General features: G+C 45.6%; 17 protein-coding genes and 1 tRNA gene. 7 read left to right on the top strand and 11 right to left on the bottom strand.

Annotated features, from left to right (window positions below):
* Positions 1 to 78: 78 nt before the first annotated feature.
* Entirely contained in the window at positions 79 to 432 is a 354-nt protein-coding gene (gene folB / locus R5268_RS01670) for a bifunctional dihydroneopterin aldolase/7,8-dihydroneopterin epimerase (RefSeq protein WP_046893126.1), read from the bottom strand.
* Between the two features lie 109 nt (positions 433 to 541).
* On the opposite strand from folB, the gene plsY reads away from it, so the two are divergent.
* Positions 542 to 1,198 (top strand): glycerol-3-phosphate 1-O-acyltransferase PlsY, encoded by a 657-nt coding sequence (gene plsY / locus R5268_RS01665; RefSeq protein WP_054426239.1) that lies wholly within the window; start codon positions 542 to 544, stop codon positions 1,196 to 1,198.
* A gap of 36 nt (positions 1,199 to 1,234) precedes the next feature.
* Here the strand turns inward: plsY and tsaD are convergent, their stop codons facing one another.
* Positions 1,235 to 2,254 (bottom strand): tRNA (adenosine(37)-N6)-threonylcarbamoyltransferase complex transferase subunit TsaD, encoded by a 1,020-nt coding sequence (gene tsaD / locus R5268_RS01660; protein ID WP_107678660.1) that lies wholly within the window; start codon positions 2,252 to 2,254, stop codon positions 1,235 to 1,237.
* Positions 2,255 to 2,703: 449 nt separating this feature from the next.
* Between tsaD and rpsU the strand changes: the two genes are divergently transcribed.
* From rpsU to R5268_RS01640, 4 genes are all read left to right on the top strand, one after another.
* Positions 2,704 to 2,919 (top strand): 30S ribosomal protein S21, encoded by a 216-nt coding sequence (gene rpsU, locus R5268_RS01655; RefSeq protein WP_004240446.1) that lies wholly within the window; start codon positions 2,704 to 2,706, stop codon positions 2,917 to 2,919.
* A gap of 111 nt (positions 2,920 to 3,030) precedes the next feature.
* Positions 3,031 to 4,767, top strand: a complete 1,737-nt coding sequence (gene dnaG, locus R5268_RS01650; protein ID WP_046893223.1) for a DNA primase — start codon at positions 3,031 to 3,033, stop codon at positions 4,765 to 4,767.
* A gap of 136 nt (positions 4,768 to 4,903) precedes the next feature.
* Positions 4,904 to 6,802: an RNA polymerase sigma factor RpoD gene (rpoD, locus tag R5268_RS01645; protein WP_282097962.1), complete on the top strand. Its 1,899-nt coding sequence runs from the start codon at positions 4,904 to 4,906 to the stop codon at positions 6,800 to 6,802.
* A gap of 204 nt (positions 6,803 to 7,006) precedes the next feature.
* Positions 7,007 to 7,083 (top strand) — tRNA-Ile (locus tag R5268_RS01640).
* A gap of 253 nt (positions 7,084 to 7,336) precedes the next feature.
* Here R5268_RS01640 and R5268_RS01635 read toward each other — a convergent pair.
* The 4 genes from R5268_RS01635 to R5268_RS01620 all read right to left on the bottom strand — a co-directional run bounded on the left by R5268_RS01635 (position 7,337) and on the right by R5268_RS01620 (position 11,506).
* Positions 7,337 to 8,740 carry an MFS transporter gene (locus tag R5268_RS01635; RefSeq protein ID WP_218454553.1) on the bottom strand — a complete coding sequence of 468 codons (1,404 nt, stop codon included), beginning with the start codon at positions 8,738 to 8,740 and terminating at the stop codon, positions 7,337 to 7,339.
* Between the two features lie 638 nt (positions 8,741 to 9,378).
* Positions 9,379 to 9,828, bottom strand: coding sequence for a carboxymuconolactone decarboxylase family protein (locus R5268_RS01630; protein ID WP_182105269.1), 450 nt, complete (start codon positions 9,826 to 9,828; stop codon positions 9,379 to 9,381).
* A gap of 602 nt (positions 9,829 to 10,430) precedes the next feature.
* Complete coding sequence (locus tag R5268_RS01625; RefSeq protein WP_317418464.1) at positions 10,431 to 11,063, bottom strand: FMN-dependent NADH-azoreductase; 633 nt, start codon at positions 11,061 to 11,063, stop codon at positions 10,431 to 10,433.
* Positions 11,060 to 11,506, bottom strand: a complete 447-nt coding sequence (locus tag R5268_RS01620; protein ID WP_317418465.1) for a GNAT family N-acetyltransferase — start codon at positions 11,504 to 11,506, stop codon at positions 11,060 to 11,062. Before R5268_RS01620 ends, R5268_RS01625 begins: the two co-directional genes overlap by 4 nt.
* A 94-nt stretch (positions 11,507 to 11,600) precedes the next feature.
* Between R5268_RS01620 and R5268_RS01615 the strand changes: the two genes are divergently transcribed.
* Complete coding sequence (locus tag R5268_RS01615; RefSeq protein ID WP_218454556.1) at positions 11,601 to 13,016, top strand: PLP-dependent aminotransferase family protein; 1,416 nt, start codon at positions 11,601 to 11,603, stop codon at positions 13,014 to 13,016.
* 453 nt (positions 13,017 to 13,469) lie between these two features.
* Positions 13,470 to 18,149, top strand: coding sequence for a sel1 repeat family protein (locus R5268_RS01610; protein WP_317418466.1), 4,680 nt, complete (start codon positions 13,470 to 13,472; stop codon positions 18,147 to 18,149).
* Between the two features lie 61 nt (positions 18,150 to 18,210).
* Here R5268_RS01610 and R5268_RS01605 read toward each other — a convergent pair whose 3' ends face one another.
* From R5268_RS01605 to pbpC, 5 genes are all read right to left on the bottom strand, one after another.
* A complete protein-coding gene (locus tag R5268_RS01605; RefSeq protein WP_317418468.1) occupies positions 18,211 to 19,059 on the bottom strand; it encodes a DMT family transporter in 849 nt (282 codons plus the stop codon).
* Between the two features lie 19 nt (positions 19,060 to 19,078).
* On the bottom strand, positions 19,079 to 19,750 hold the full coding sequence (locus tag R5268_RS01600; RefSeq protein WP_218454559.1) for a 2OG-Fe(II) oxygenase family protein: 672 nt from the start codon (positions 19,748 to 19,750) through the stop codon (positions 19,079 to 19,081).
* Complete coding sequence (locus R5268_RS01595) at positions 19,740 to 20,855, bottom strand: HesA/MoeB/ThiF family protein (RefSeq protein WP_247719110.1); 1,116 nt, start codon at positions 20,853 to 20,855, stop codon at positions 19,740 to 19,742. The genes R5268_RS01600 and R5268_RS01595 overlap by 11 nt, the downstream gene beginning before the upstream one ends.
* Before the next feature lie 65 nt (positions 20,856 to 20,920).
* Positions 20,921 to 21,022: a pantocin A family RiPP gene (locus R5268_RS01590; protein WP_317418469.1), complete on the bottom strand. Its 102-nt coding sequence runs from the start codon at positions 21,020 to 21,022 to the stop codon at positions 20,921 to 20,923.
* Between the two features lie 308 nt (positions 21,023 to 21,330).
* Positions 21,331 to 23,691 (bottom strand): penicillin-binding protein 1C, encoded by a 2,361-nt coding sequence (gene pbpC, locus R5268_RS01585; protein WP_317418470.1) that lies wholly within the window; start codon positions 23,689 to 23,691, stop codon positions 21,331 to 21,333.
* Positions 23,692 to 23,696 lie beyond the last annotated feature (5 nt).

Genomic DNA, 23,696 nt, shown 5'->3' with positions numbered 1-23,696 from the left:
GCATATGACGCAAGTGTGACAACTTTATGACACCCCTGCCGCTTTTATGACAGTTCCGCTGACGGCATTATGACAACATCAGCCCGCACTTCGTTCAATCATGACACCCACTTCTTCCGCCTGCGCCACCGCTCCCGGTTTGGCCACGCGAATACGCACCCACGGGGTTCCGAATTGTGTCAGCAATAATGACGCCACTTCTTCCGCCACACGTTCAACCAGTGCGAACTGTCTTGTCTGCACATAATCCAGAACAGCCGTGCTGACCCCGGCATAATCGAGACAATGTTCCACATCATCACTCTCTGATGCGCGTTTGTTATCCCAGTGCATTTCGATATCGAGCACTAATTTCTGCGTAATACCCTTTTCCCAGTCGTAAGCACCAATCGTTGTGAAAACAACAAGTTTCTTAATAAAAACAACATCCATCCGCAATTACCCCGTTTTTTTATGCTCATCGGATATCACTTCCCATGAAATATGCGTATTATCCATGGAGGCTGATAACTATAATTTACCGTCTGTCAGGAGGGAAGGCATGAGTGGAATCGCGCTTGGTATGATCATCTTCGCTTATCTGCTGGGATCTGTTTCCAGTGCGATCCTGATCTGCCGTCTTGCGGGACTGCCGGATCCGCGTCATCACGGCTCCGGAAACCCGGGTGCCACCAATGTGCTGCGGATCGGCGGCAAACTGGCGGCTGCCGGTGTCCTTATCTGCGACGTTCTCAAGGGTATGCTGCCGGTCTGGCTCGCTTACCTCCTGCAAATACCGTATTTTTACCTCGGTATTATCGCCATTGCAGCCTGTTTAGGCCATATTTATCCGGTATTTTTCCACTTTAAAGGCGGAAAAGGCGTGGCAACCGCATTCGGGTCGATTGCCGCCATCGGCTGGGATCTGACCGGGCTGGTCGCCGGAACCTGGCTGCTGACCGTGCTGCTGAGCGGTTACTCATCATTAGGCGCGATTGTCAGCGCCCTGGTGGCACCGTTTTATGTCTGGTGGTTCAAACCGGAGTTTACCTTCCCGGTCGCCATGCTCTCCTGCCTGGTGCTTATCCGCCATCATGACAACATTCAGCGGCTGTGGCGCGGACAGGAAAGCCGTATCTGGCAGAAGCTGAAGAAAAAGCGGGCCAAAACGGATAAAGAGATAATCCAGGAAGCGAAAGAGCAGGAAAAAGAGGATTAAAAAAGGCGCATCAGCGCCTTTTTTTGTGTCCGGAGATTATTTATCCAGCGGGGGTAACTCAGCCAGCGGCCAGCGCGGGCGGACAGTCACGCCTAATTCACTGCGCATCCCGCCTTTAAAGCGGATCATTCCGGCCAGCGCAATCATCGCGCCGTTATCCGTGCACAGCTCAGGACGGGCATAGAACGCTTCTCCGCCAAGTTTTTGCAGTGTCTGCGCCATGCGTTCGCGCAATGTGCGGTTTGCACTCACTCCGCCTGCCATTACCAGCCGTTTGAAACCGGTCTGCTCCAGCGCGCGTTTGCATTTGATCACCAGCGTATCCACCACCGCGTCTTCAAAAGCACGGGCAATATCCGCTTTGGTCTGGTCTGAATCATCATTCTGGCGAATGGTATTGGCAGCAAAGGTTTTCAGCCCGGAGAAGCTGAAATCCAGCCCCGGGCGATCCGTCATCGGACGCGGGAACGTAAAACGCCCCGGCGTACCCTGAGATGCCATACGTGACAGTGCAGGCCCGCCCGGATAATCCAGCCCCAGTAATTTAGCTGTTTTATCAAAGGCTTCCCCGGCGGCATCATCGATAGACTCACCCAGCAGCGTGTATTCACCGATACCGGTTACGCTGATTAACTGCGTGTGGCCGCCGGATACCAGCAGCGCGACAAACGGAAACTCCGGCTGATGTTCTTCCAGCATCGGTGCCAGCAGATGGCCTTCCATATGGTGAACCGGTACCGCCGGGACCCCCCATGAAAATGCCAGTGCACGACCGACTGTTGCCCCGACCATCAGCGCCCCGACCAGCCCCGGTCCTGCCGTATAGGCCACCGCATCAATATCCTGTGCCGTCAGACCGGCTTCTTTCAGTGCAGCCTGAATCAGCGGCACCGTTTTCCGGATATGGTCACGGGATGCCAGTTCCGGCACCACACCGCCGTAATCCGCGTGGACTTTGATCTGACTGTATAACTGATTAGCCAGCAAACCGGCCTCATCATCATAAATTGCGATTCCGGTTTCATCGCAGGACGTTTCAATGCCTAACACTCGCATGGGACTTAACTCGCTGGAACAAAAACTGACGGGACTGGCGGCGGACAGCAGGAAGCACATCCGTCTCCGCAAAGAGATCAGTGTATCACCATAATGGCGAGCTGACAGGTATTAAGGTGAAATACGGGACTTTTTTGCCGTCTTTTTATTCACCGGAAACCGCTTATTCACAGGATGCACACAGTTATCCACACACTTTCCCCCTGCGCGGCGGATTTATCTTGCTGACAAATCGCCGCGTATCCGCTATAATCTCCACCCTCTGTAAAACCCCTGTCGGGTGTGCGGATCCGGTCCCGGCGGTAACACCGGGCCAAATCCGGGGTATTTCTCTGTCTGATTATCCACAGCACTTTACAACGTGGGTCACATTGAAGTAAAATTCCGCACCATTTTAAAGACAACTGGCATAACGCCAGTACAGACCTATTTATTGAGGTGAGAGGCACATGCCGGTAATTAAAGTACGTGAAAACGAGCCATTTGACGTTGCACTGCGTCGTTTCAAACGTTCCTGCGAAAAAGCAGGCGTATTAGCAGAAGTACGTCGTCGTGAGTTTTATGAAAAACCAACGACTGTACGTAAACGCGCTAAAGCATCTGCTGTTAAGCGTCATGCTAAGAAACTGGCTCGCGAAAACGCACGTCGTACTCGTCTGTACTAATCGCTGCGGCCGCGCCGCAACTTAGTCAGACCGCAGTAGTTGCAGTTAATGGCCGTGTTTCCGGAAGGAAGCGCGGCTTATTATCGTTATCAGACAGGCGAAAAAGGGGTTATGGCCGGGCGCATTCCACGCACATTTATCAACGACTTATTAGCGAGAACCGATATCATCGATCTTATCGATGTCAGGGTGCCGCTGAAAAAACACGGTAAAAATCACCAGGCGTGTTGTCCTTTCCACAACGAAAAAACTCCCTCTTTTACAGTCAGCAGCGATAAACAGTTTTACCACTGCTTCGGCTGTGGTGCCCACGGCAATGCTATTGATTTTTTAATTAATTATGACCGGCTCGAGTTTGTCGAGGCGATCGAAGAATTAGCAGCAATGCACGGGCTGGATGTTCCTTATGAAACCGGAAGCGGCAGCAGCCAGATAGAAAAACATCAGCGCCAGAATCTGTATCAGCTGATGGAAAAACTGGACAGCTTTTACCGCCATGCATTACAGGCGGATAACGCCGTGCATGCCCGTGAATACCTGAACCGCAGGGGTCTGAGTCAGGACATTATCAGCCGGTTTGCTATCGGCTATGCCCCCGCAGGATGGGACAACGTCCTCAAACGCTTTGCCCGCAGCGAGGATGATCGTCAGCAGTTACTGGATGCCGGCATGTTAGTGGTCAATGATAACGGCCGCTGCTATGACCGCTTCCGTGAACGCGTGATGTTTCCTATCCGTGACCGGCGCGGACGGGTAATTGCTTTCGGCGGACGTGTCCTTGATGATGCGATGCCGAAATACCTGAACTCACCGGAAACCGATATTTTTCATAAGGGCCGTCAGTTATTCGGACTGTATGAAGCACAGCAGGAAAACCGCGAATTGTCCCGCATCCTTGTGGTCGAGGGCTATATGGATGTGGTTGCCCTGGCACAGTTCGGTATTGATTATGCGGTGGCCTCGCTCGGGACATCGACAACGGCAGAGCACATACAGTTGCTCTATCGGACATCTGATACCATAATTTGTTGTTATGACGGAGACCGCGCCGGACGCGAAGCCGCCTGGCGGGCACTCGAAACTGCCCTTCCCCATCTCAATGACGGGCGGCAGCTTCGTTTTATGTTTTTACCGGACGGCGATGACCCGGATTCACTGGTGCGCCGCGAAGGCCGTGAAGCCTTTGAGCAGCGGCAGAATGAGGCACACAGTCTGTCTCAGTTTCTGTTCGATACCCTGCTGCGTCAGGTGGATATGAGCACCCCGGAGGGGCGCAGCAAACTGAATGCCCTGGCAATGCCGCTGATAAGCCGCGTGCCGGGTGAAGCACAGCAGGCGTTTTTATTGCAGGAACTGGGTAATTTACTCGGGTTACCGGATATCGCGCAGCTCAAACAGGCCATCCGCCAGAGTGAAAGCAGCCCCGGTTATCAGGCACCGAAACTGAAACCGACCACCATGCGGATACTGATAGCGCTGCTGGTACAGAATCCGCAGTTTGCACAATTAGTGCCGCCGCTGGAATCCATTGATACCAGCCGTATTGCCGGTTTTGCATTATTCAGGGAGCTGATTGATACCTGTTTATCACACCCGGGGCTGACCACCGGTCAGTTACTGGAACACTACCGTGATAATAAATTAGCGCCACAGCTTGAAAAACTGGCCGGATGGAACGATATAGAGATAGATGAGATCGCAGAAAAAACCTTCAAAGATGCCTTAAATCATCTGGTGGTATCTGCTCTCAATGAGAGATTTAACTTCCTGATCGCCAAAGAGCGGACAGAAGGTCTGACCCCTGAAGAGCGCAATGAAGTGAGTCTTCTCGTGCGGGTCCGGCAATAAGTATTATTATTAAACTATGATGAATATAACGGCTTAAGTGCCGCAGACAGCAGGAACAGCCCTGCATGCCATGTCACCAAGGTTCATGGCCGAAGAAAAGAAATCCTTGATTGTTATTGTTGCTGGCTAAGTTGTTTTGCCGACCAACACAAACCTAAATACTCAGAAGTGTGGATACCGTCTTATGGAGCAAAACCCGCAGTCACAGCTGAAACTTCTTGTCACCCGTGGTAAGGAGCAAGGCTATCTGACCTATGCTGAAGTCAATGACCATCTGCCTGAAGATATCGTCGATTCTGATCAGATCGAAGATATTATCCAGATGATCAATGACATGGGCATTCAGGTAATGGAAGAAGCACCTGATGCTGATGATCTGATGCTGGCAGAGAATTCAACAGACACCGATGATGATGCAGCCGAAGCTGCAGCACAAGTCCTCTCAAGTGTAGAATCGGAAATTGGCCGGACCACTGACCCTGTTCGCATGTATATGCGTGAGATGGGGACGGTAGAACTGTTGACCCGCGAAGGCGAAATTGACATTGCCAAGCGCATCGAAGATGGCATCAATCAGGTTCAGTGTTCCGTTGCTGAATATCCTGAGGCAATCACGTATTTACTCGATCAGTACGACCGCGTTGAAGCGGGCGAAGTCCGTCTTTCTGACCTGATTACCGGCTTCGTTGACCCGAACGCGGAAGAAGATCTGGCACCAACCGCAACCAACATCGGTTCTGAGCTGCCGGCTGAAGAATTAAATAAAGATGACGACGACGAAGACGAAGAAGAAGAGGATGACAGTGACAGCGATGACGATAACAGCATCGATCCTGAACTGGCTCGTCAGAAATTCGAAGCGCTGCGTGTGCAGCATGAAAAAGCGCGTCAGCAGATTAAAATTCACGGCCGCGACCACCCGAGCACCAATGCGGAAATTCAGCAGCTCTCTGAAGTTTTCAAAGAGTTCCGTTTAGTTCCGAAGCAGTTTGACCACCTGGTCAACAACATGCGTGAAATGATGGATCGTGTCCGTCAGCAGGAACGCTATATCATGAAACTCTGCGTTGAGCAGAGCAAAATGCCGAAGAAAAACTTCATCACCCTGTTCACCGGCAATGAAACCAGTGATTCCTGGTTTACTGCTGCTGTCGCGATGAACAAACCGTGGTCTGAAAAACTGCAGGATATGGCGGAAGAAATTGAACGCAGCCTGCAACGTTTGCGCCAGATTGAAGAAGAAACCGGCCTGACCATTGAACAGGTCAAAGATATTAACCGCCGCATGTCTATCGGTGAAGCAAAAGCCCGCCGTGCGAAAAAAGAGATGGTTGAGGCGAACTTACGTCTGGTTATCTCTATCGCGAAAAAATACACCAACCGTGGCCTGCAGTTCCTGGATCTGATTCAGGAAGGTAACATCGGTCTGATGAAAGCGGTTGATAAATTTGAATACCGTCGTGGTTATAAGTTCTCAACCTATGCCACCTGGTGGATCCGTCAGGCCATTACCCGCTCTATCGCGGACCAGGCGCGTACTATCCGTATCCCGGTGCATATGATTGAGACTATCAACAAACTCAACCGTATCTCCCGTCAGATGCTTCAGGAGATGGGCCGTGAGCCGTCACCGGAAGAGCTGGCAGAGCGGATGCTGATGCCGGAAGATAAGATCCGCAAAGTGCTGAAAATCGCCAAAGAGCCAATCTCAATGGAAACACCGATTGGTGATGATGAAGATTCGCACTTAGGGGATTTCATCGAGGATACCACCCTCGAGCTGCCGCTGGATTCAGCGACTTCAGAGAGCCTGCGTTCCGCGACTCATGAAGTACTGGCCGGGCTGACCCCGCGTGAAGCGAAAGTGCTGCGTATGCGTTTCGGTATTGATATGAATACCGACCACACGCTGGAAGAAGTGGGCAAACAGTTTGACGTTACCCGCGAACGTATCCGTCAGATCGAAGCGAAGGCACTGCGCAAACTGCGCCACCCGAGCCGTTCTGAAGTGTTACGCAGCTTCCTGGACGAATAATCCGCTTCAGGATCAGAGCATTATCAGGCGCCGTTTAACGGCGCCTTTTTTTATGCGCCATCACCGGCGGACAACCAGCCATTGATTTACGCAATTACTGTTCACCAATCATTTTCCGCAGGCAATATTCCGCTCATAAAACAGTCAGATAGACAAGAAATGCTAGACCCCGCCAAAAACAGGCAGTATAATCTTACCCACTTCGGCCCCTTAGCTCAGTTGGTTAGAGCACGCGACTCATAATCGCTTGGTCACTGGTTCAAGTCCAGTAGGGGCCACCAAATTTTTACTGATTTATCAGTGTATTAAGCCACTCTTTAACGGGTGGCTTTTTTACATCTGGTGCAGAGTGTCGCAAAAGTGTCACAGCAGATATTTTTATCATGCCAATAAAAACCCGCCAAGGGGCCAGGTATGAATTGTCTCAGAGTGAGATTGAACTCATCTGAGACATTTTTAATTTTTCAACGCCGATATTTAGTACCGCATATAAATGTTGCAAAAAATCTCATCCATTAAGCTGGCAAATGACTGTTATTTGATCTTTTTTGCCAAAAACAATGCTGATACAGGTGCAATTGCAAATATACCAAACAGAAATAATGAAGCTGAGCGGGCACCTTCAATGCCCCCCGGAGATGTAAAACCTCCTGAGTTCACAACAATTCCGGCTAACGCAGAAGCAAATGCAGTTGCATATAGTTGGATCGTAGTGATCGATGATGATGCTAACGTTTCTTCTCCTTTATTTGCTGCACAAAAAACACGGGTTAAAATATGTGGCCATGCTAAGCCAATACCAAAACCGACCGCAGCCAGTGCAACACAATAAACGATAATACCAGAGGTTGATTCACTCCAGGTTGCCTGAGGAGTTAATACCGCTAATAAAAGTAATGCTATCAATATAACCAATGGACTGAATCTAATCAGTTTATAAATTGCATGTTCGTTACATCCGGCACTAAAGATAGCTGCTATAGTCCAACCGCCCGCCATCATAGCAGCCATGTAGCCGGCAGTTAATGGTGAAAAATTATTTATAATTTGTAAGAAATAAGGTACATAGATTTCGGTTGTTAACGCAACCAAAAATAAGCACATTAAGCCATATAACACACCCAACTGTGTTGAAAGTGAATAAGCTCCTGTTGGTAATAATTTGCTTTTTGCTTTGTTATCAATTCTTGCAATTAATACCGCAAACAACAGGCCAACTACAATACCTGATATATTGAGTTCTAATCTCTGAGATAAGCTACCTGCAGAGATAGACAATACTGATAAAACAAGAAATCCAATGCATAATAACGGAATTTTTTGTGTAGATTTACGTTCTTCTTTGGCAAATTTAAACTGGCTGATAACGATAATTGTTAGTATCAGTGCTACAGGGAGTAATACCCAAAATGCTAAGCGCCAATTCCCCATTTGAGCAAAAACGCCGCCCACAGCAGGACCAATAAGTGTCGCTATTCCCCACATCGCAGAAACCAAAGCCATAGCTCTTGACCAAAGGTTTTCCTTAAATACAATACGGATTAAAGCATAACTCAGTGCAAACAAAATCCCGCCACCAAATCCCTGAACAGAACGCCCCAGTAATAAGAATGGCATTGATGTCGCCATGGCACACATAATTGAACCAAGAGAAAAAATTGCTAAGGCAATTAAATAAGCAGCCCGTGGATTAGTACCCTCGATTAATTTTGTTGCTAAAGCAGACCCGACAATAGAGGCGATGACGAATAATGTTGTATTCCATGCATAAAATTCAAGACCTCCAATCTCAGAAATAACCGTCGGTAATATTGTTGTGACCACATAGATATTGATCGCATGAAGTGCTACGCCTCCCGCCAGCGCAATAGATTTTAAACTGTTACGCCCTTTCAGTAGATCACCCCATGATTGCGTTGTTGCTTTCTTTTTACTCATATTTACCTTCTGTTTAGTTTATTAATCCAAATATTGATGGGGTCATTGTGGTACATCTTAAACAATAATAAGTCTCAGAAATTGCATAAACCTGATAAGTAAATATGTGGCATTTACTATCAGAAACAGCCGGATGATGTTCTATTGAAAACCAAATAAAAATATATGATGGAGCATTCTTTCCTGATATATGTACTGAGACATATTTTCAGACAGTTTTCACCCGGGGAACTGCAAATATTCCGCATTGCAAGATTTAATGAATACTTAAGCCAGCATCCTAAAATCAATAAAATTATTATTTATCGAGGTAGTTTTTATTTTATTTATCTCCAAACGTCCTATTTTGTTAGCATTCAAATTCCTGAGACTTTCCTGATTAGCAACCATAGGGATAAAAACTAATAACAACACCAGTTAATATAAATACCCCTTATAATATTACCAGTCACTATAACAATGAAATCATCTTATAATAACGATAAAATACATAAACATTATGTGTATTAAAAATTACTGTAAAATTCTTTATCTTTCGGGCCAACTGCTCTGTTTTTAATTTTTTAAAAAATGGCTTTAAGGCACTAAAGCCACTTATTACTTATTTTTCTACAGAAATAACGTGCGACTAACTGATTTTATGGCTTAACTGTATAACGGCTGGCAATCGCTATACGATTAAACGTTCCCATAATAGCAGATAGCCATTCAATGGCCGCTATTTGGGCATCGTTCCAATGTTCGGCTGCATTATTATAAACGTCATTTGGAATATGTCCTTTATGAATAAAATTAACCGATTCGGCTAGTGCTAATGCTGATTTTTCTTCATCAGTAAAATAGTCATTTTCGTTCCATGCAGCCACCAGTGCTATTTTGTCTGAACTGACACCACATTTTTCAGCATCCCGGGTATGTAAACGAATGCAAAAAGCGCATCCGTTAATTTGAGAAATCCTCAGTTTGATTAAATGTATAAATCCCTCTTCAAGGCCTGATGATAAAGCAAACTCATCAGCGCTATTACTTGATTCGATTAATAAGTTATATGCCTTGGTATTGTTTTTAGGTAATGATGATCTTGTCATGATAATTTTCCTTTATTTTTCAAAAATGAAAATTGCAAACATTTAATTTCATTATATTATTCAAGAATAAATTTTGTAAAGATTTTATTCGATTATACTGTTAATATCAGAATCTTTAACTATCAGCAGTAAATCTAAAATATTAATATCATTTTGTGCTGCTAATAACTTTAACAGTATATAATGTTTCACTGCTTTTATCTCCGCGAGCTCAGCCAGGTAACATCCTCTTTCCGGGTCGTTTTTATTTAAACGACTTAAACATTATTTTTTATTCAGTGACTCCGCCAGGGATTGTGCCGGTGCTCATGAATCTGGTATTAATGGCGGTTTATCCGGATTCTCTCTGCGGTGATCAAACCGATAGAGCGGCAAAAATCCACCCGCTATCAGTGATTTCATTTGGTCAAATTTATTAAACCACTACAGTTTGCATCCGTCGTAATCATGGAATAATGTTTACTGTCCACAGTAAGATAACTTCGGTTGTTTTAAGTAAAGCAACTGACAACAAATTAATATTTAATTAATTTTAAGCAATAAATCGGAGAAATACCTGCTCTGAATATATTTGGATGCATTTAAATATACTGGTTTAATAATCACTGATTTAACGTCCCGGGCAACTCACCAGAAAAATAGGCAGATATTTCATCTTGTACGCGTAACTTATTTCTTTCAAAAATCATCTTAACATTGCTGGTTCCCTGAATGGAAAAAAATGTCACATTATGCAATCCTATAGTAGCAAGTATCATTTTTAGATAAGGTGTCAGAAAATCTGGCTGACGAGCTTCCGCTCCTGAAAAAACTGCACCTGAAGACACTAAGATGAAAACAGGTTTATCTGTTAATGTTCCTGTTTTACCAGCGGCCGTTGCTGTGAATGTATGACGAATACGGACTACGTGGTCAATCCATGTTTTCAATGATGAAGGTATGGAGCAGTTATGCATCGGTGTCGCTATCACTAAACAATCCGCCTCTGCTAAAGATTGTATTAACTGCTCTGATTCAACGAGTGAACCATTATCATAGCCTTGAGGATCAACAGTATTTCCCAAAGCGAGGGCGTATGGGCTATCAATATATGGTAATGAGTTGGTATTAATTTCAACAACTTTTACTTCATTTGGCATTTGTGACTTAATAAATTCATTAATCAGGAATTGCGATAACTGAAAGCTCTCTGAGTTTTTACCATTAGGGCTGCATATCAAACGTAAAATTTTCATTCTTCCTGTACCTTTAGTATTTTACTAAAACCTATTGCTCCGGTTAGCATACCCTGGCGAAAATAGAAGCGTTGTGCTAATGCAAGATCTAACCCGGTATCTAAAACTAATCTATCACACCCTTTTTCACCCGCTATTTTTTCTACTTTTTGAAGTAATAGCGCACCATAACCCGCACTTCGGCAGCTTTCGGTAACAATGAGGTCATCCACATAAAGAAAGCGACCATATATTAAATTTTCCTGACTACGATAACCCGCCAACGCAACAGGTATTCCTTCCTGCCACAGCACTAATAATGCGTAGTTTTCTGCCCGCATACGTGTCACTTTTTTAATGAAATCATTCTCATCGGGTAAGTGAGGTCTTAATTGCTGCATAACAGTAAAGCAGGCCCGTAACTCTTCTGTCGTTTCAGCATGGCGAATGTCATCACAACACATCTTATATCCTTTCAATGCTCCTTATTTGATATAGATTATTATGACAAAATCTTGCTACACTTAAAGGTACATAAAATGACTTTAGAACCAGGCCATGTTTAAAAAAACCGAAGATATTGCATTACCACCCGGTTCAGGTAATGAGCCTATTTATCGGAAAATATATGAAACATTTCGTGCCGCTATTATTAAAGGAACACTTGTCCCCGGTTCACGAATCCCATCGGTGCGTGCTTTAGCGAGTGAGTTAGGGGTCGCTCGTGGCACGATTGAAATGGCCTATTCATTACTGGCAGCTGAGGGCTACATACAACCCAAAGGCCAGGCTGGTACTATCGTGACACCAAACTTACATGTTTGGGCAGCAGGCAATACATCACCATCGATAACCGGCAGAAAGCAAACTAACTTACAAGCATCGCCTGAAATTATGCCATTTCAAATGGGATTGCCTGCATTAGATGCTTTTCCGCGAAAATTGTGGGCAAGGCTGGGAGCAAAGCATCTGCGTAGTATGGATGTAGCTGATTTATCATACCCCGCAAATAACGGGTTACCTGAATTACGCAGTGCTATTGCAGCCTATTTACAGGTAGCAAGGGGGGTACGCTGTGAACCATCACAGATATTTATCACTTCAGGTTACCGGGAAAGTTTAAACTTAGTTATTCAAACGTTACTTCAGCCAAATAGCAATATCTGGATTGAAGATCCTTGTTACCCGTTAACACGGGAGATATTAGTCCATTCAGGATTAAGTTATACCCCAATCCCGGTTGATTCAGATGGTATTAATGTCACTCAGGGCATTACACAAGCTCCGGAAGCATCGGCGGCAATAGTGACACCAGCCCACCAAAGCCCGCTTAGTGTGACCCTGTCCTTGAGCCGGCGCCAGGAATTATTAGAATGGGCAACCCGTAACCAACGCTGGATTATTGAGGACGACTATGACGGAGAATACCGATATGTCAGCCGACCGTTATCTGCCTTAAAAAGTCTTGATCTCCATAATAGAGTCATCTATATGGGAACATTCAGTAAAGTGATGTTTCCGGGTATCCGGCTCGCCTACCTTGTCGTCCCGGAAACCCAATTGAGCCGTTTTGAAGAGGTTAACCGTGTTTTAGGTAATGGTATACCTCATGTAACACAGTCAATAATGAGTACTTTTATGCATGAGGGGCATTTTGCCCGCCACATTCAGCGTATGAGACGACTTTACGCAGAGCGTCGTACAATGACTGTGGCTGGATTAACCGAAGCCTTCAATCATAAATTATCTATCGCCCCCCAACCCGGGGGAATGCATTTATTAATAAACACCGAAGGAAATCAAGTGGATAGGCTGCTGTCAGATAAATTAGTAAATCAAGGGATTTTTGCTGATGCATTGTCTCGCTGGTCAATTTTTTCAGAACATAGATCTGGTTTGTTATTGTGCTTCACAAATATAAAATCGGAAGCTGAGGCTAAAATACTTGGAGAAAGAATTATAGATTTATTATAAAGCGTTACTCCAAACTGAGTTACAACGTTAATTTGGCCACCTGAACAAAAATGATTGAATAGCCGGGCATACGGAGGTTTCTGTGGACAAAAATAGCTTACCATCCGTAAGTGTAAATATCTCTGTAAACCTTACTAATGATATTTATAGATTTCAGGAACATTACTATTCTGAATATCTCCCGGAAGCGACTGTAAAATATTAAATCTGCTTTCGCAGGTTAATTTCCTGCCCAAACTTCACTTCTCTGTATTATCTCCCGCTTGTTATTCAGATACCGATTTTTCCGCGTCAGAAAAAAGATTACTCCGCATATCCGCCTAAAATAACATAATGTTTTTATTTGTTTTTTTGCCTGTCTGATCACATTGAATTACGTTTTTAATCCGTTACACTAAGTCAAATTTTTATTTTTTATGTTCTTATTTAAGATTAATCCGTATAAGGGATGATATGACAAAGCAACGTAAACTAAGGATTGCTCTGCTTATTTCTGTTGCACTGTCCGGCGGGGCCTGGCTGACCTATTCAGTAACATCCGGCAGCACTCCGGCAGATAAGGGCTATGAGCTGTATTTGTCCGGGGATACTGACGGGGCATTCCGCTATTTTTCTGCAGAAGCAGAAAAAGATCCGCAGGCGGCCTATGCGCTGTCCGTGATGTATCTCAACGGCAATGGTGTTCCGGCAAATGCGTTGCTGGGTTATCAGTGGCTGGAACGTGCCGCAAAAGCCGGTAATAAAAATGCCCTGTATAACCTCGGTTATTACCGCTATCACGGTATGGCGCCTTATACCGGACAGGATCCGCATGGTATTACGTCACTGAAAGCGGCGGCACAGGCCGGTGTGCGTGAGGCTCAGGAATTACTGGGCAGTATTTATATGCTCGATAAATATGAAAATACGCCGTCAGATGCAGAACAGGCACGGAAATATATGACGGCTGCCGCAGACCAGGGATCGTTTTTTGCAAAATTTGCCCTGGGTTATATCGCTTACGAATATGATAAAGATTATAAAAAAGCTGTCAGTATCCTGACGCCGTTACTCAGTGAGCAATTTATCTTCCCGGCTATGCTGCTTTCCCGGATATATGAGACCGGCGGTTACGGAATAGAAGCTGACCCCGGACAGGCAAAAAAATACCGCTATATGGCCTTTTCACAAATAAGCTCGCTCAGTGAAGAGGATTTTATGCCAAAAGCGTTATCACTCTACGGCTCGGAAACGCCGGATAAAATAACTGCCCGTCTGGCAAAACTGGAAAAAATGGCAGAAAACGGCAATATTCATGCCCGTTACGCTCTCTATGATGTCTATATGCAGGGTATAGGAGTCATCAAAAATAAAGAAAAAGCCCTCTCCTATTTGCTGCCGCTGATTGATAAAAAAGATCCGAAAGCCCTTTACACCTGGTATCTTGATACCAAAACAGAGCCGGATTATCTGAAAGCTTCTGCTGAAGCCGGATATCCTGATGCGCTTTATCTGCTTTATCAAATCCACCGCAATATCCGTTATGACGATGCATTCAATTATGACCGGGATCTCTCGGATGAATACCTGAAACGGGCAGCGGATGCCGGTCACCGGGATGCATTAATCAACATAATCCGCAATATTACAAATAGTTACCAATTTTCGGATAATGAAACTAACGCGATAGTATCCACTTATTTAGCGGTATTACTGGAAAAATATCCGAATGATGCCGACGTGCTGATGCTGGCTTCACAGCGTTACAGTGACAAGGACGGGAATATTTATGATCCGGTTCGTGCCTTTGAGTTAAATAAAAAAGCGGCGGAGTTATCACCGCTGGCAGATTACCGGGATGAACTGGCTTATAAATACGCCATGGGATTTGGTGTTGAGCAGGATATGAAAAAGGCTGTCGGGATCTATAAATCTCTGCTGAAAAATACCGCTTATCAGGATCAGGTTTACCGCCGGTTAACCGCTCTCTATTTTTCTTTTGATACCGGCGGTGAAATTGATGAAAAAGAGATTATCGCATTCCTGAAAAAAGACATTGAAGAGAATGAAAACTACCGTCAGGCACATTTTTACGCCGGTTATCTGCTGCGGGAAGATCCGGTAAAAAATCGTGAACAGGCAATGGCACTGTATAAAAAGGCCCGCGAATATACCCTGAGTTCCGATGTTCATCTGGCCAAAACACTTATTTCCCTTAACAGCGGCGATAATCAGCTGGCACTGAAGCTGATGATGGATATGCTGAAAAACAGCGATCCCCGTACTCAGCTTTCGCCGGAAGAGTGGAATGATGTGATGCAGGTTTTACTCACGACCGGAAAAGAAAACGTCCTTGCCAGACAGTATTGGGTGCAGTTCGCATTGCATGATAATAATGCTGAGGCGCAAAAACAGATTGAGCCGCTGATTGGTCACGACCCGGATGTTACCTATTACTACGCGCTGCTGAAAATGGAAGAAACAGAGAAAAAACCGGATTTCACTGATGATATGCTGCGCCCGGATATTGAACTGATGCAGAAAGCGGCGGAAGCGGGTAATCAGCACGCCGGTGAATACATCGTGAACCGCTTACAGAGCGCAGCGGGTTCCGGAACGCAGAGCAACCGGAATCAGGCCTTTTTGCGGATCACCGGACTGACGGAGCGCGATATAGTACCGCGCCTGAAGCAATGTGCTGACACCGGAAGCCAGGCCTGTATGTATGAACTGGGTGAGATCTATTACGAAGGTAAATATGGCGAAAAAGCCAATATGGATACCTCCATTGCCTGGTATAAAAAGATCCCCGATCGCGATTACCGTTTTACAGAATCACGCCTGAAAAAAGCGGAAAAAAGCAAAAAAACGCTTATTGATCTGAACGCCCTTGTACAGAAAGGGGATGCTGACGCCGCTTACGAATTAGCTTACGCATGGAAGAGCGGCGATTACGGCCTGGTACAGGACCGTGAAAAATGGCGCTATTATCTGAAAATCGCAGCCGATGGTGGTAATGGCAACGCAATTACCACACTGATTGATGACTACAAAAACGCTGACCCGCTCAGTCCGGAAGATAAAAAACGACTTCTGTCGCTGTATGACAAACTCCCGGGAACCGGTAATAACAGCTATCTGCGCAACCTGGGTACACAGTACCTGGAAGGCAGCAGACTGGTCAGTCCGGATCGTCAGAAAGCCCGTGAATACTTTACCAAAGCCGGTGATTACGCTGAAAATGAGCTGAAGGCGATGGATAAGTTTGAAATGAACGTGAAACTGACGGATGAAAGCCCGAATGCGGCCTATGAAACCGGTTATGCCTATTTGTACGGCAACGGTACCCGGGCAGATCCGCAAAAAGCAATTTTATATCTGCAAAAAGCGTCAGATACCGGCCATGAACGTGCCACTATCCTGCTGGCAGATACGTATGCCAAAGGTGAATTCGATAAAAATACACAGCGCTGGATTATCGAACCAGACTGGGATAAAGCCATTATTCCGATGCGGGCCTACAAAGGGCGGCGTGATGTATCTGATGATATCGCATTCTACGAAGAAACGATAAAACCGGCACAGGCCGGGGACAGTCAGGCCATGCTTGCCACCGGTATGCACTATAAAAATCGCGGTAATTATGATACTGCCCGCTACTGGTTTGCAAAAAGCGCGGAGAGCGGCCACCTGCCCGCATTCTGTGTTCTGGCCGATATAACGGACACCCCCGGCGATAAAATGGCTGTATTACGCCGCGGAGCTGAAAAAGGTGACAGTTGTTCAGATATACAGCTGGCTGTCATGCAGCTCAGAGAGAGCAGCCTGATACCTGATTCACCAGAGTGGTCCGGCATTATCACCCGGCTGGAAAACGGGCTGGACAACAGCGACACTGCCGTTTCCGGTATCGCCTTTGCCACACTGGCTGATCTGTATAACGGCACGCTCCGTGATAACGAAGGTCACTACCGGTATCACGCGGATAACAAAAAATATCTCGCGTTAGCGGAACCGGCAGCAGAGAAACGGGCTGATGCGCAGAGAGCACTGTTCTATTATTACCGGCAAAATAATGACATGGATAAGGCCCTGTCTTATCTGCAAAAAGCACATGACAGCGGTGATTTTTCCGCTACAGAAATACTCGCCGGATATTATATATCGTCAGAATACTGCCGTCGTGACGATGCGGACCCCGCTAAAGCGGAACAGTATCTGAACGAATGGCTGCAAAAATCGGCACTCCCGGAAAATACAAACAACCACACAGTGATGCTGCCGGAAGCCGGGACCAAAGACATGGGTGATGCGTGGCTTGAAGGCTTTTGTAACAAAGCACCGGACCCCGATAAAGCCATCGCGTGGTATACCCGTTCGCTGGAATATAACGACACTCACGCCCTGAAAGGAATGTATAACGCTTATATCAGAAAAAAAGATGCCGCAGAAGTTTATTACTACGGCTCGCTTGCCGGTACCAGCACCCATGAGGGTGACAAACTGACCGGGACACTGACGGATGCAGAACGTGAAGCGGTATTGCAGCGGATTAAGAAAAAGCAGGAGTATGAACAATACGGCCGCTATGAACAGGAAATGGAAGCAAACCGGCAGAAAGCGGAAAGTGGCGATGCGCTGGCCGCATTCTCACTGGGCGTCAATTATGCCCGTGGTGAACGCGTTCCGGAAGATACAGAAAAAATGCTCTATTACTATGAACTGGCCGGTAAAAACGGCTACGCCAGAGCGTATAACGTACTGGGTAATCTCCACCGCAGACCAAATGAGCGCGGTATTCCGGTGGACGGCAAAAAAGCCCTCGCCTATTTTGATGCGGGTGCAAAACTGGGGGACAGTAATACCGCTCATCTCGCCGGTGATATGCTCTATTTCGGTCAGGCCGGGCTGGAAAAAGATTACCCGCAGGCAGCCCGTTATTATGAGATGACCTCCCTCGAACAGGGCAGTCATCATGAACTGGCGAAATACAAAGTTGCCTGGATTTATTATCACAAACTGGCCGGCACCGGCAGTGATGATGATCTGCGCAAAGCGCGTGACAACCTGATTCTCTCAGAAAAATACGGTAATAAAGATGCCACGAAAGCGTTAAAAGAATGGGATTTCTCACGTATCAGCGATAAAAAATAAATAAGCGGTTTTATTATCAGCGCCCTCCCGGAATGTGACCTGTTCCGGGAGGGCGATTGTATTACCTGCCGGATGATTTTTCCTTCCGGAACGCAATAAAAAGGCCGGAAATAATAAACAACATACCAGCCAGCATACTCAGCGTGACAGATTCACCCAGAAAAAAATAAGAAATAAAAACGCTGATAACCGGTGACAGCAAAATGGCACAGGATGTCAGTTCTGCTCCGCCCTTCTCAATCATATAAAACCATAAAATATAAACAAAGACACCACCGGTTATTCCTGTATACAAGACCGGTAATAACACATGAGGCTGACTGAACACAGATAATGGTAACCGGATATCATCAGACATAAATTGCATCGTCAGTACGATCAGCAGCAGTGAAACACAGTTCTGATAGAAAACTCTGAGCAATAAATTTGATTTAACCGGTATTTTTTCTGATAAACACGTTCCTGTTGCCCAGCAAAATGCACTGATTAATATAATTAACTCACCTGTTCCGATTTTATCCGCGGAAATAAAAATCAGTACACCTATCATGCCCAAAATCGCTGTCATCACATATTTTATATTTATACTTCTGTTGATAGCCATATAAATTAATGACGTAAAAATCGGCATGGTATAAATCAGCACTGATGATTTTACCGCATCAGTATAAAACAGAGAAATATTGTTCAGTAACGGAACCAAAAATAGATTAAATATCCCCAGAGGGATACATAGCAGAATATCTTTGAACGCTATTTCCTTCCGGAATAAGAATAAAACAACAACTAGTAAGATAACAACAGAAATAGCATTACAATAAAACCTGAATGGCCACGCACCTATTTGTTCAATTGCGGCTTTAGATACAGGGAAATTACTTCCCCATATCAGGGCAATGACTAATGCCATACACAGCAGTACCTTTTTTTCAGTCATAGCGGGCAACTAAGGCAATACGTTTATTCTGTGTTTTTGCTGTTACCATTGAAACAAAATGTGGAATATTTTTTTTACCTGTATCAAATATTAAAGCTGTCATATTATTCGGTATCAAAGTATCAATGATTTTTTTACCTGCCTGATCTAATATCATCGTAAGACCACCATGAGTCATATTCCAGTTTAGTGTAAAATTAATTACCAATCCGACACTTTGCCCCGGGTCACTGTGTACCGTTAAAAAATCACCACAATCAAATCTATTAAGATAAATCACTGTATTTTTCTTTAATTCTCTTCCTGTGACATGTTCCAAAAACTTAAAAAAACGCATACTATTAACAATAGATTTAACTTTATTAAAACAATCCACCGATTTCCCAATATCATCATAGACTATTCTTCTGAACGAGAAGGAAAACCGCCCTGACTCATAATCTGATAACGCTGATACTTTTTCATTTTCTATTAAATTCTTTGGATGTTTTTTTAAATAAAAATCATGCTCACCATTCTTGTTTTTAATAATCCATGACCAGTATTCTTCATCAATCTCATAAAATTCTTTAGAACACATCGTAAGTTCAGGGAAAAAACTTGCTATATCAAATGATACATAACCTTGCTTCTGAAATATTGTAAATAATTTATCAGATTTCATTATATATATTTTCCTCTCTGACACTAAAATCACGAAGGTTCAAATGCCATTTTTTACCTTCCAGGGCCGGAGCATCATAACCCGTAAGAATTTTTACAACCTGGTCGGTAATCAGTCCTGACATTGCTGCTAATGATGGCGCACTTTGCCAGGCATTTACCACTCTGTTACCATTAAGAAATTGCTGCTTCATACGTGCTTTACGAAATTTTTTTATATCAGCATTGTTACCATAAAAATGTCGACCGGCTTGTTTTTTTACTTCAGAATAATTAACGCCATTACCATTATTCAGATAAACAGGCCCGACAGAAATATCAAATGGATCACCACCAAGCTCAACGACCGGAATGTTATTTATGTGGGCTAAACGGTGAATACTTTCTTCCACTGTATTTTTTCTGTAATAGCCAAGACTAGCCCAGGCCAATAAGACAAGACTAACGCCATCTAATAATTCTGAAAGCTGATTTTCATCAGTTGTGGCAAAAACAGGATACTTCTCAACTATCACGTATTTATTATGCTGCTTTAATGAATCTGATGCTGCATCTGTCTTTTTTCTGCCGATATCATCCGGTGTATATAATATCTGGCGGTTTAAATTGGATAACTCAACATCATCTCCGTCAACAATTCTCAGTATCCCGACACCGGATACAGCTAACTGAAGAGAACACCAGGTTCCCCAGCCTCCCATTCCCAATATCAATACACGACTTTTTTTTAATTTTTCCTGGTATTTAATTGCATTATAATTATTTTTATCCACAACAGAAAACTGGAGTAACTGACGATCATATAATTCTATTTCTTCAGATGTTAACATATCGGAATAGCAGGCATTATCATCAATAAGTCCATGATTTTTAAGTTTATTAATTAACCATATAATATCGCTATCATTAATATCATACCCTTTCAGGGATACTGATTTAAGAATTCTCGGTATAGTATGCAACCCATCAAGTTTTGATAATACAACCTTAACCCATTCCGGAGGTTTCTTTATTATCTTGGCATTTCCGGGTAATTCACCAATACAAATATCACCATCATCTGATAAAATAACATGATGGGAACGCTTAATCAGAGGCTTTATCATAACCATATTATTCCTTCCTGGTGTAATAATAAAAGCCACCATTACAGGTGGCTTTTATTTTTTTATTACTCTAACTCAATGAGTTGTTCTTCTGTATACATAGCGATCTCCTCGCTAATTGATGAAACGCGCTCTTCAAGATCGGTAAAAATGACTTCATTTTCCATAAAACACCTCGTTAAGTGGCTATTTAAACCGTAATAATACATCAGTGAATTAAAGTCATGACTTCATGATATTAACAACAGCCTAGTATTTTAAATTTATCTTGATTGTCAACACCAAGATGCAAAAACAATCAAAAATGAGATTGAAATAACATTCGCACATATAAAATTAAAATGTAAAATAAAGACAAATAACTAAAATAAATATATAGAGAGTATATATAATTAAAGTAAAAATAATAAAATTAAAAAATAAAATATTTCTCATTACTCTTTTATTAAATAAAGTAAAACTGAATTTTAATATATCACTTCTCCCTCACCCCCAGAATATCCACCTGAATCATCCGTGAATCTGCTCGGCCGTGGTCATCCACTGCGCGGATGCGGTAACGCCCTGCGGCTTCCGGTTTCCATTCCAGCTGACGGCGGCTGGTACTGTTGCCAAGATAAACATCACCGGCAAACCAGTAAATCACACTGCTGTCATTATCGGCAGTGGCGGTGAAAAACAGGGAGGAGGACTGGTTTTCCGTCCGCCGCAGGGTGTAGGTGGTGTTGCGCAGCGGTGCGGTAATGCGCGGTGGTGTGCCGCCGATCAGGCTGTTGCCGCCCTTGCAGTGCGCGGCAGACGGCGGAGTTTTCTTCGGCAGCCCGGCCATGGCAAATACCCGGGCCAGATCAGACGGCCAGTATTCATAGATATCAATGTTGACCTGCGCGGGATCATAAGGCGGACAGACTACCTCACCGGTGATTTTATCCGTCGCCACCGGCCGGTAAATGGTATCAACCGCAATCGGGGATTTACCGGGGATAAACCAGGTTTTGCCCCGCCGCTGGCACCACTGCGTCGGCAGGTTACCGCTGGCCAGACAAACTTCCACCTGACGGAGATTTTCCGGCAGCGGAAAGTCCGGCTCCCGCAGCGCCGGGTACTCCGCCATAATATTATCGATAATATTAAAAAACAGCGGTGCGGCAGCTTCCGCACCAATCAGCGCACTGTTCCCCGTACCGTCAAAATTGCCGAGCCAGACCACCAGCACATACGGCCCGGTAATGCCGCTGCTCCACGCATCACGAAATCCCCAGGACGTGCCGGTTTTCCAGTACACCGGCAGTGTCATCGGTTTTTGTGCGAGGGTGTTGCCGGGACGACGGTGCTGCCCCAGCATATCCAGGGTGATAAACGCAGCTTCATCACTCAGCAGGCGGACCGGTGCGGCGGGCTGTTCGGATTCGGTCATCCGCAGCGGACGTAAAACGCCCCGGTTTGCGAGGATCGCATAGAGTTTTGCCAGCTCCTGCGCCGTCACTTCACCGCCGCCCAGAACCAGCGACAGCCCGTAGTGTTTTTCCCCCGCCATCCCGGAAAGCCCGGCCAGACGGAGAAACTGATAGAGATTCGGTTTGCTGAGTTTTGCCGCGATATCCACAGCCGGAATATTACGGCTGTAATTCAGTGCCTGTGTCGCCGGCAGCGGCCCCATAAAACGCAGATCGAAGTTCTCCGGCGCATAGCTGCCGAACGAGGACGGGACATCTTTAAGAATGGTCAGCGGATGCAGCACGCCCTGTTCCAGCCCGAGCGCGTAAATAAAGGGTTTCAGCGCCGAGCCGGGAGAGCGTTTGGCGTTGGTGCCGTTCACCTGTCCGTGAATACCGGTGTTGTAATAATCCGCCGATCCCACCAGCGCCCGCACACCCATATCACGGGTATCGACGAGGAGCACTGCCGCATTATGTAATCCTGCCTGCTGACAGCGGGCAATAAATGCAGCGACCTGTTTTTCGGCAATACGCTGAAGATTAAGATCCAGTGTGGTGACCACTGTCTGTGATTTTTCAGCACTGAACCGGTTCTGCCGCGCGATCTGTTCAATCAGATGCGGAGCGATGTAAGGCATCTGCTCCGGCTGGCGCAGCATCAGCGGCAGTTCAAACAGCGCGGCCATGTTCTCATCATCAGGATGTTCTTCCCGCCAGCGCTGCCAGAGCCGGTTACGCGCCTGCATCAGCGGCTGGCTGATATCCGCCGCTCCGGGTGTCACACGATATCCCGGCGATTGCGGCAGTACCGCCAGCGTGAGTGCTTCCGGCAGCGTTAAATCCGCCGGTTTTTTATTAAAATAGATAAGCGAGGCCGCCCCGGCACTTTCAATATTCCGGCCATAGGGGGCATAGTTGAGATAGGCTTCCAGGATATCGTGTTTGGAGTAGCTCAGTTCCAGCTGTACCGCCCGCAGGATCTGTTCTGTTTTCCCCCGCAGGGTGCGGGTGTTGAGATGCCAGCGCATCCGCGCCAGTTGCATGGTGATGGTCGAACCGCCCTGAAGCCGCTCCCCGCTGATATAGCTGACAAAAAAACCGCGCGTGAGACTGTACGGATTAAACCCCGGATGCAGATAAAACCAGCGATCCTCATAACGCAGCGTGCCTTGTGTCAGCAGCGGTGACATCTCTTCCAGCGGCGTCCACAACCGGTAACGGTCGTCATTTGCCAGTGTCAGGCGCAGCAGTGTGCCGTTGCGGTCATAATAAGCGACCGACAACGGCAGTCCCTCCGAGAGCGGCGGATGCGGCCAGAGGCGGAATCCGATAAGAAACAGTGCCAGCAGGATAACCACTGCCGCCAGGTTCTGTATAACACGCCGGATACCGCTCATTCTGA

The sequence above is a fragment of the Morganella sp. BCCO 40_0007 genome (assembly GCF_032989665.1).
GTDB lineage: Bacteria > Pseudomonadota > Gammaproteobacteria > Enterobacterales > Enterobacteriaceae > Morganella > Morganella sibonii.
The sequence above is the reverse complement of the archived record's forward strand: the minus strand, read 5'-3'. Positions and strand labels throughout refer to the sequence as shown.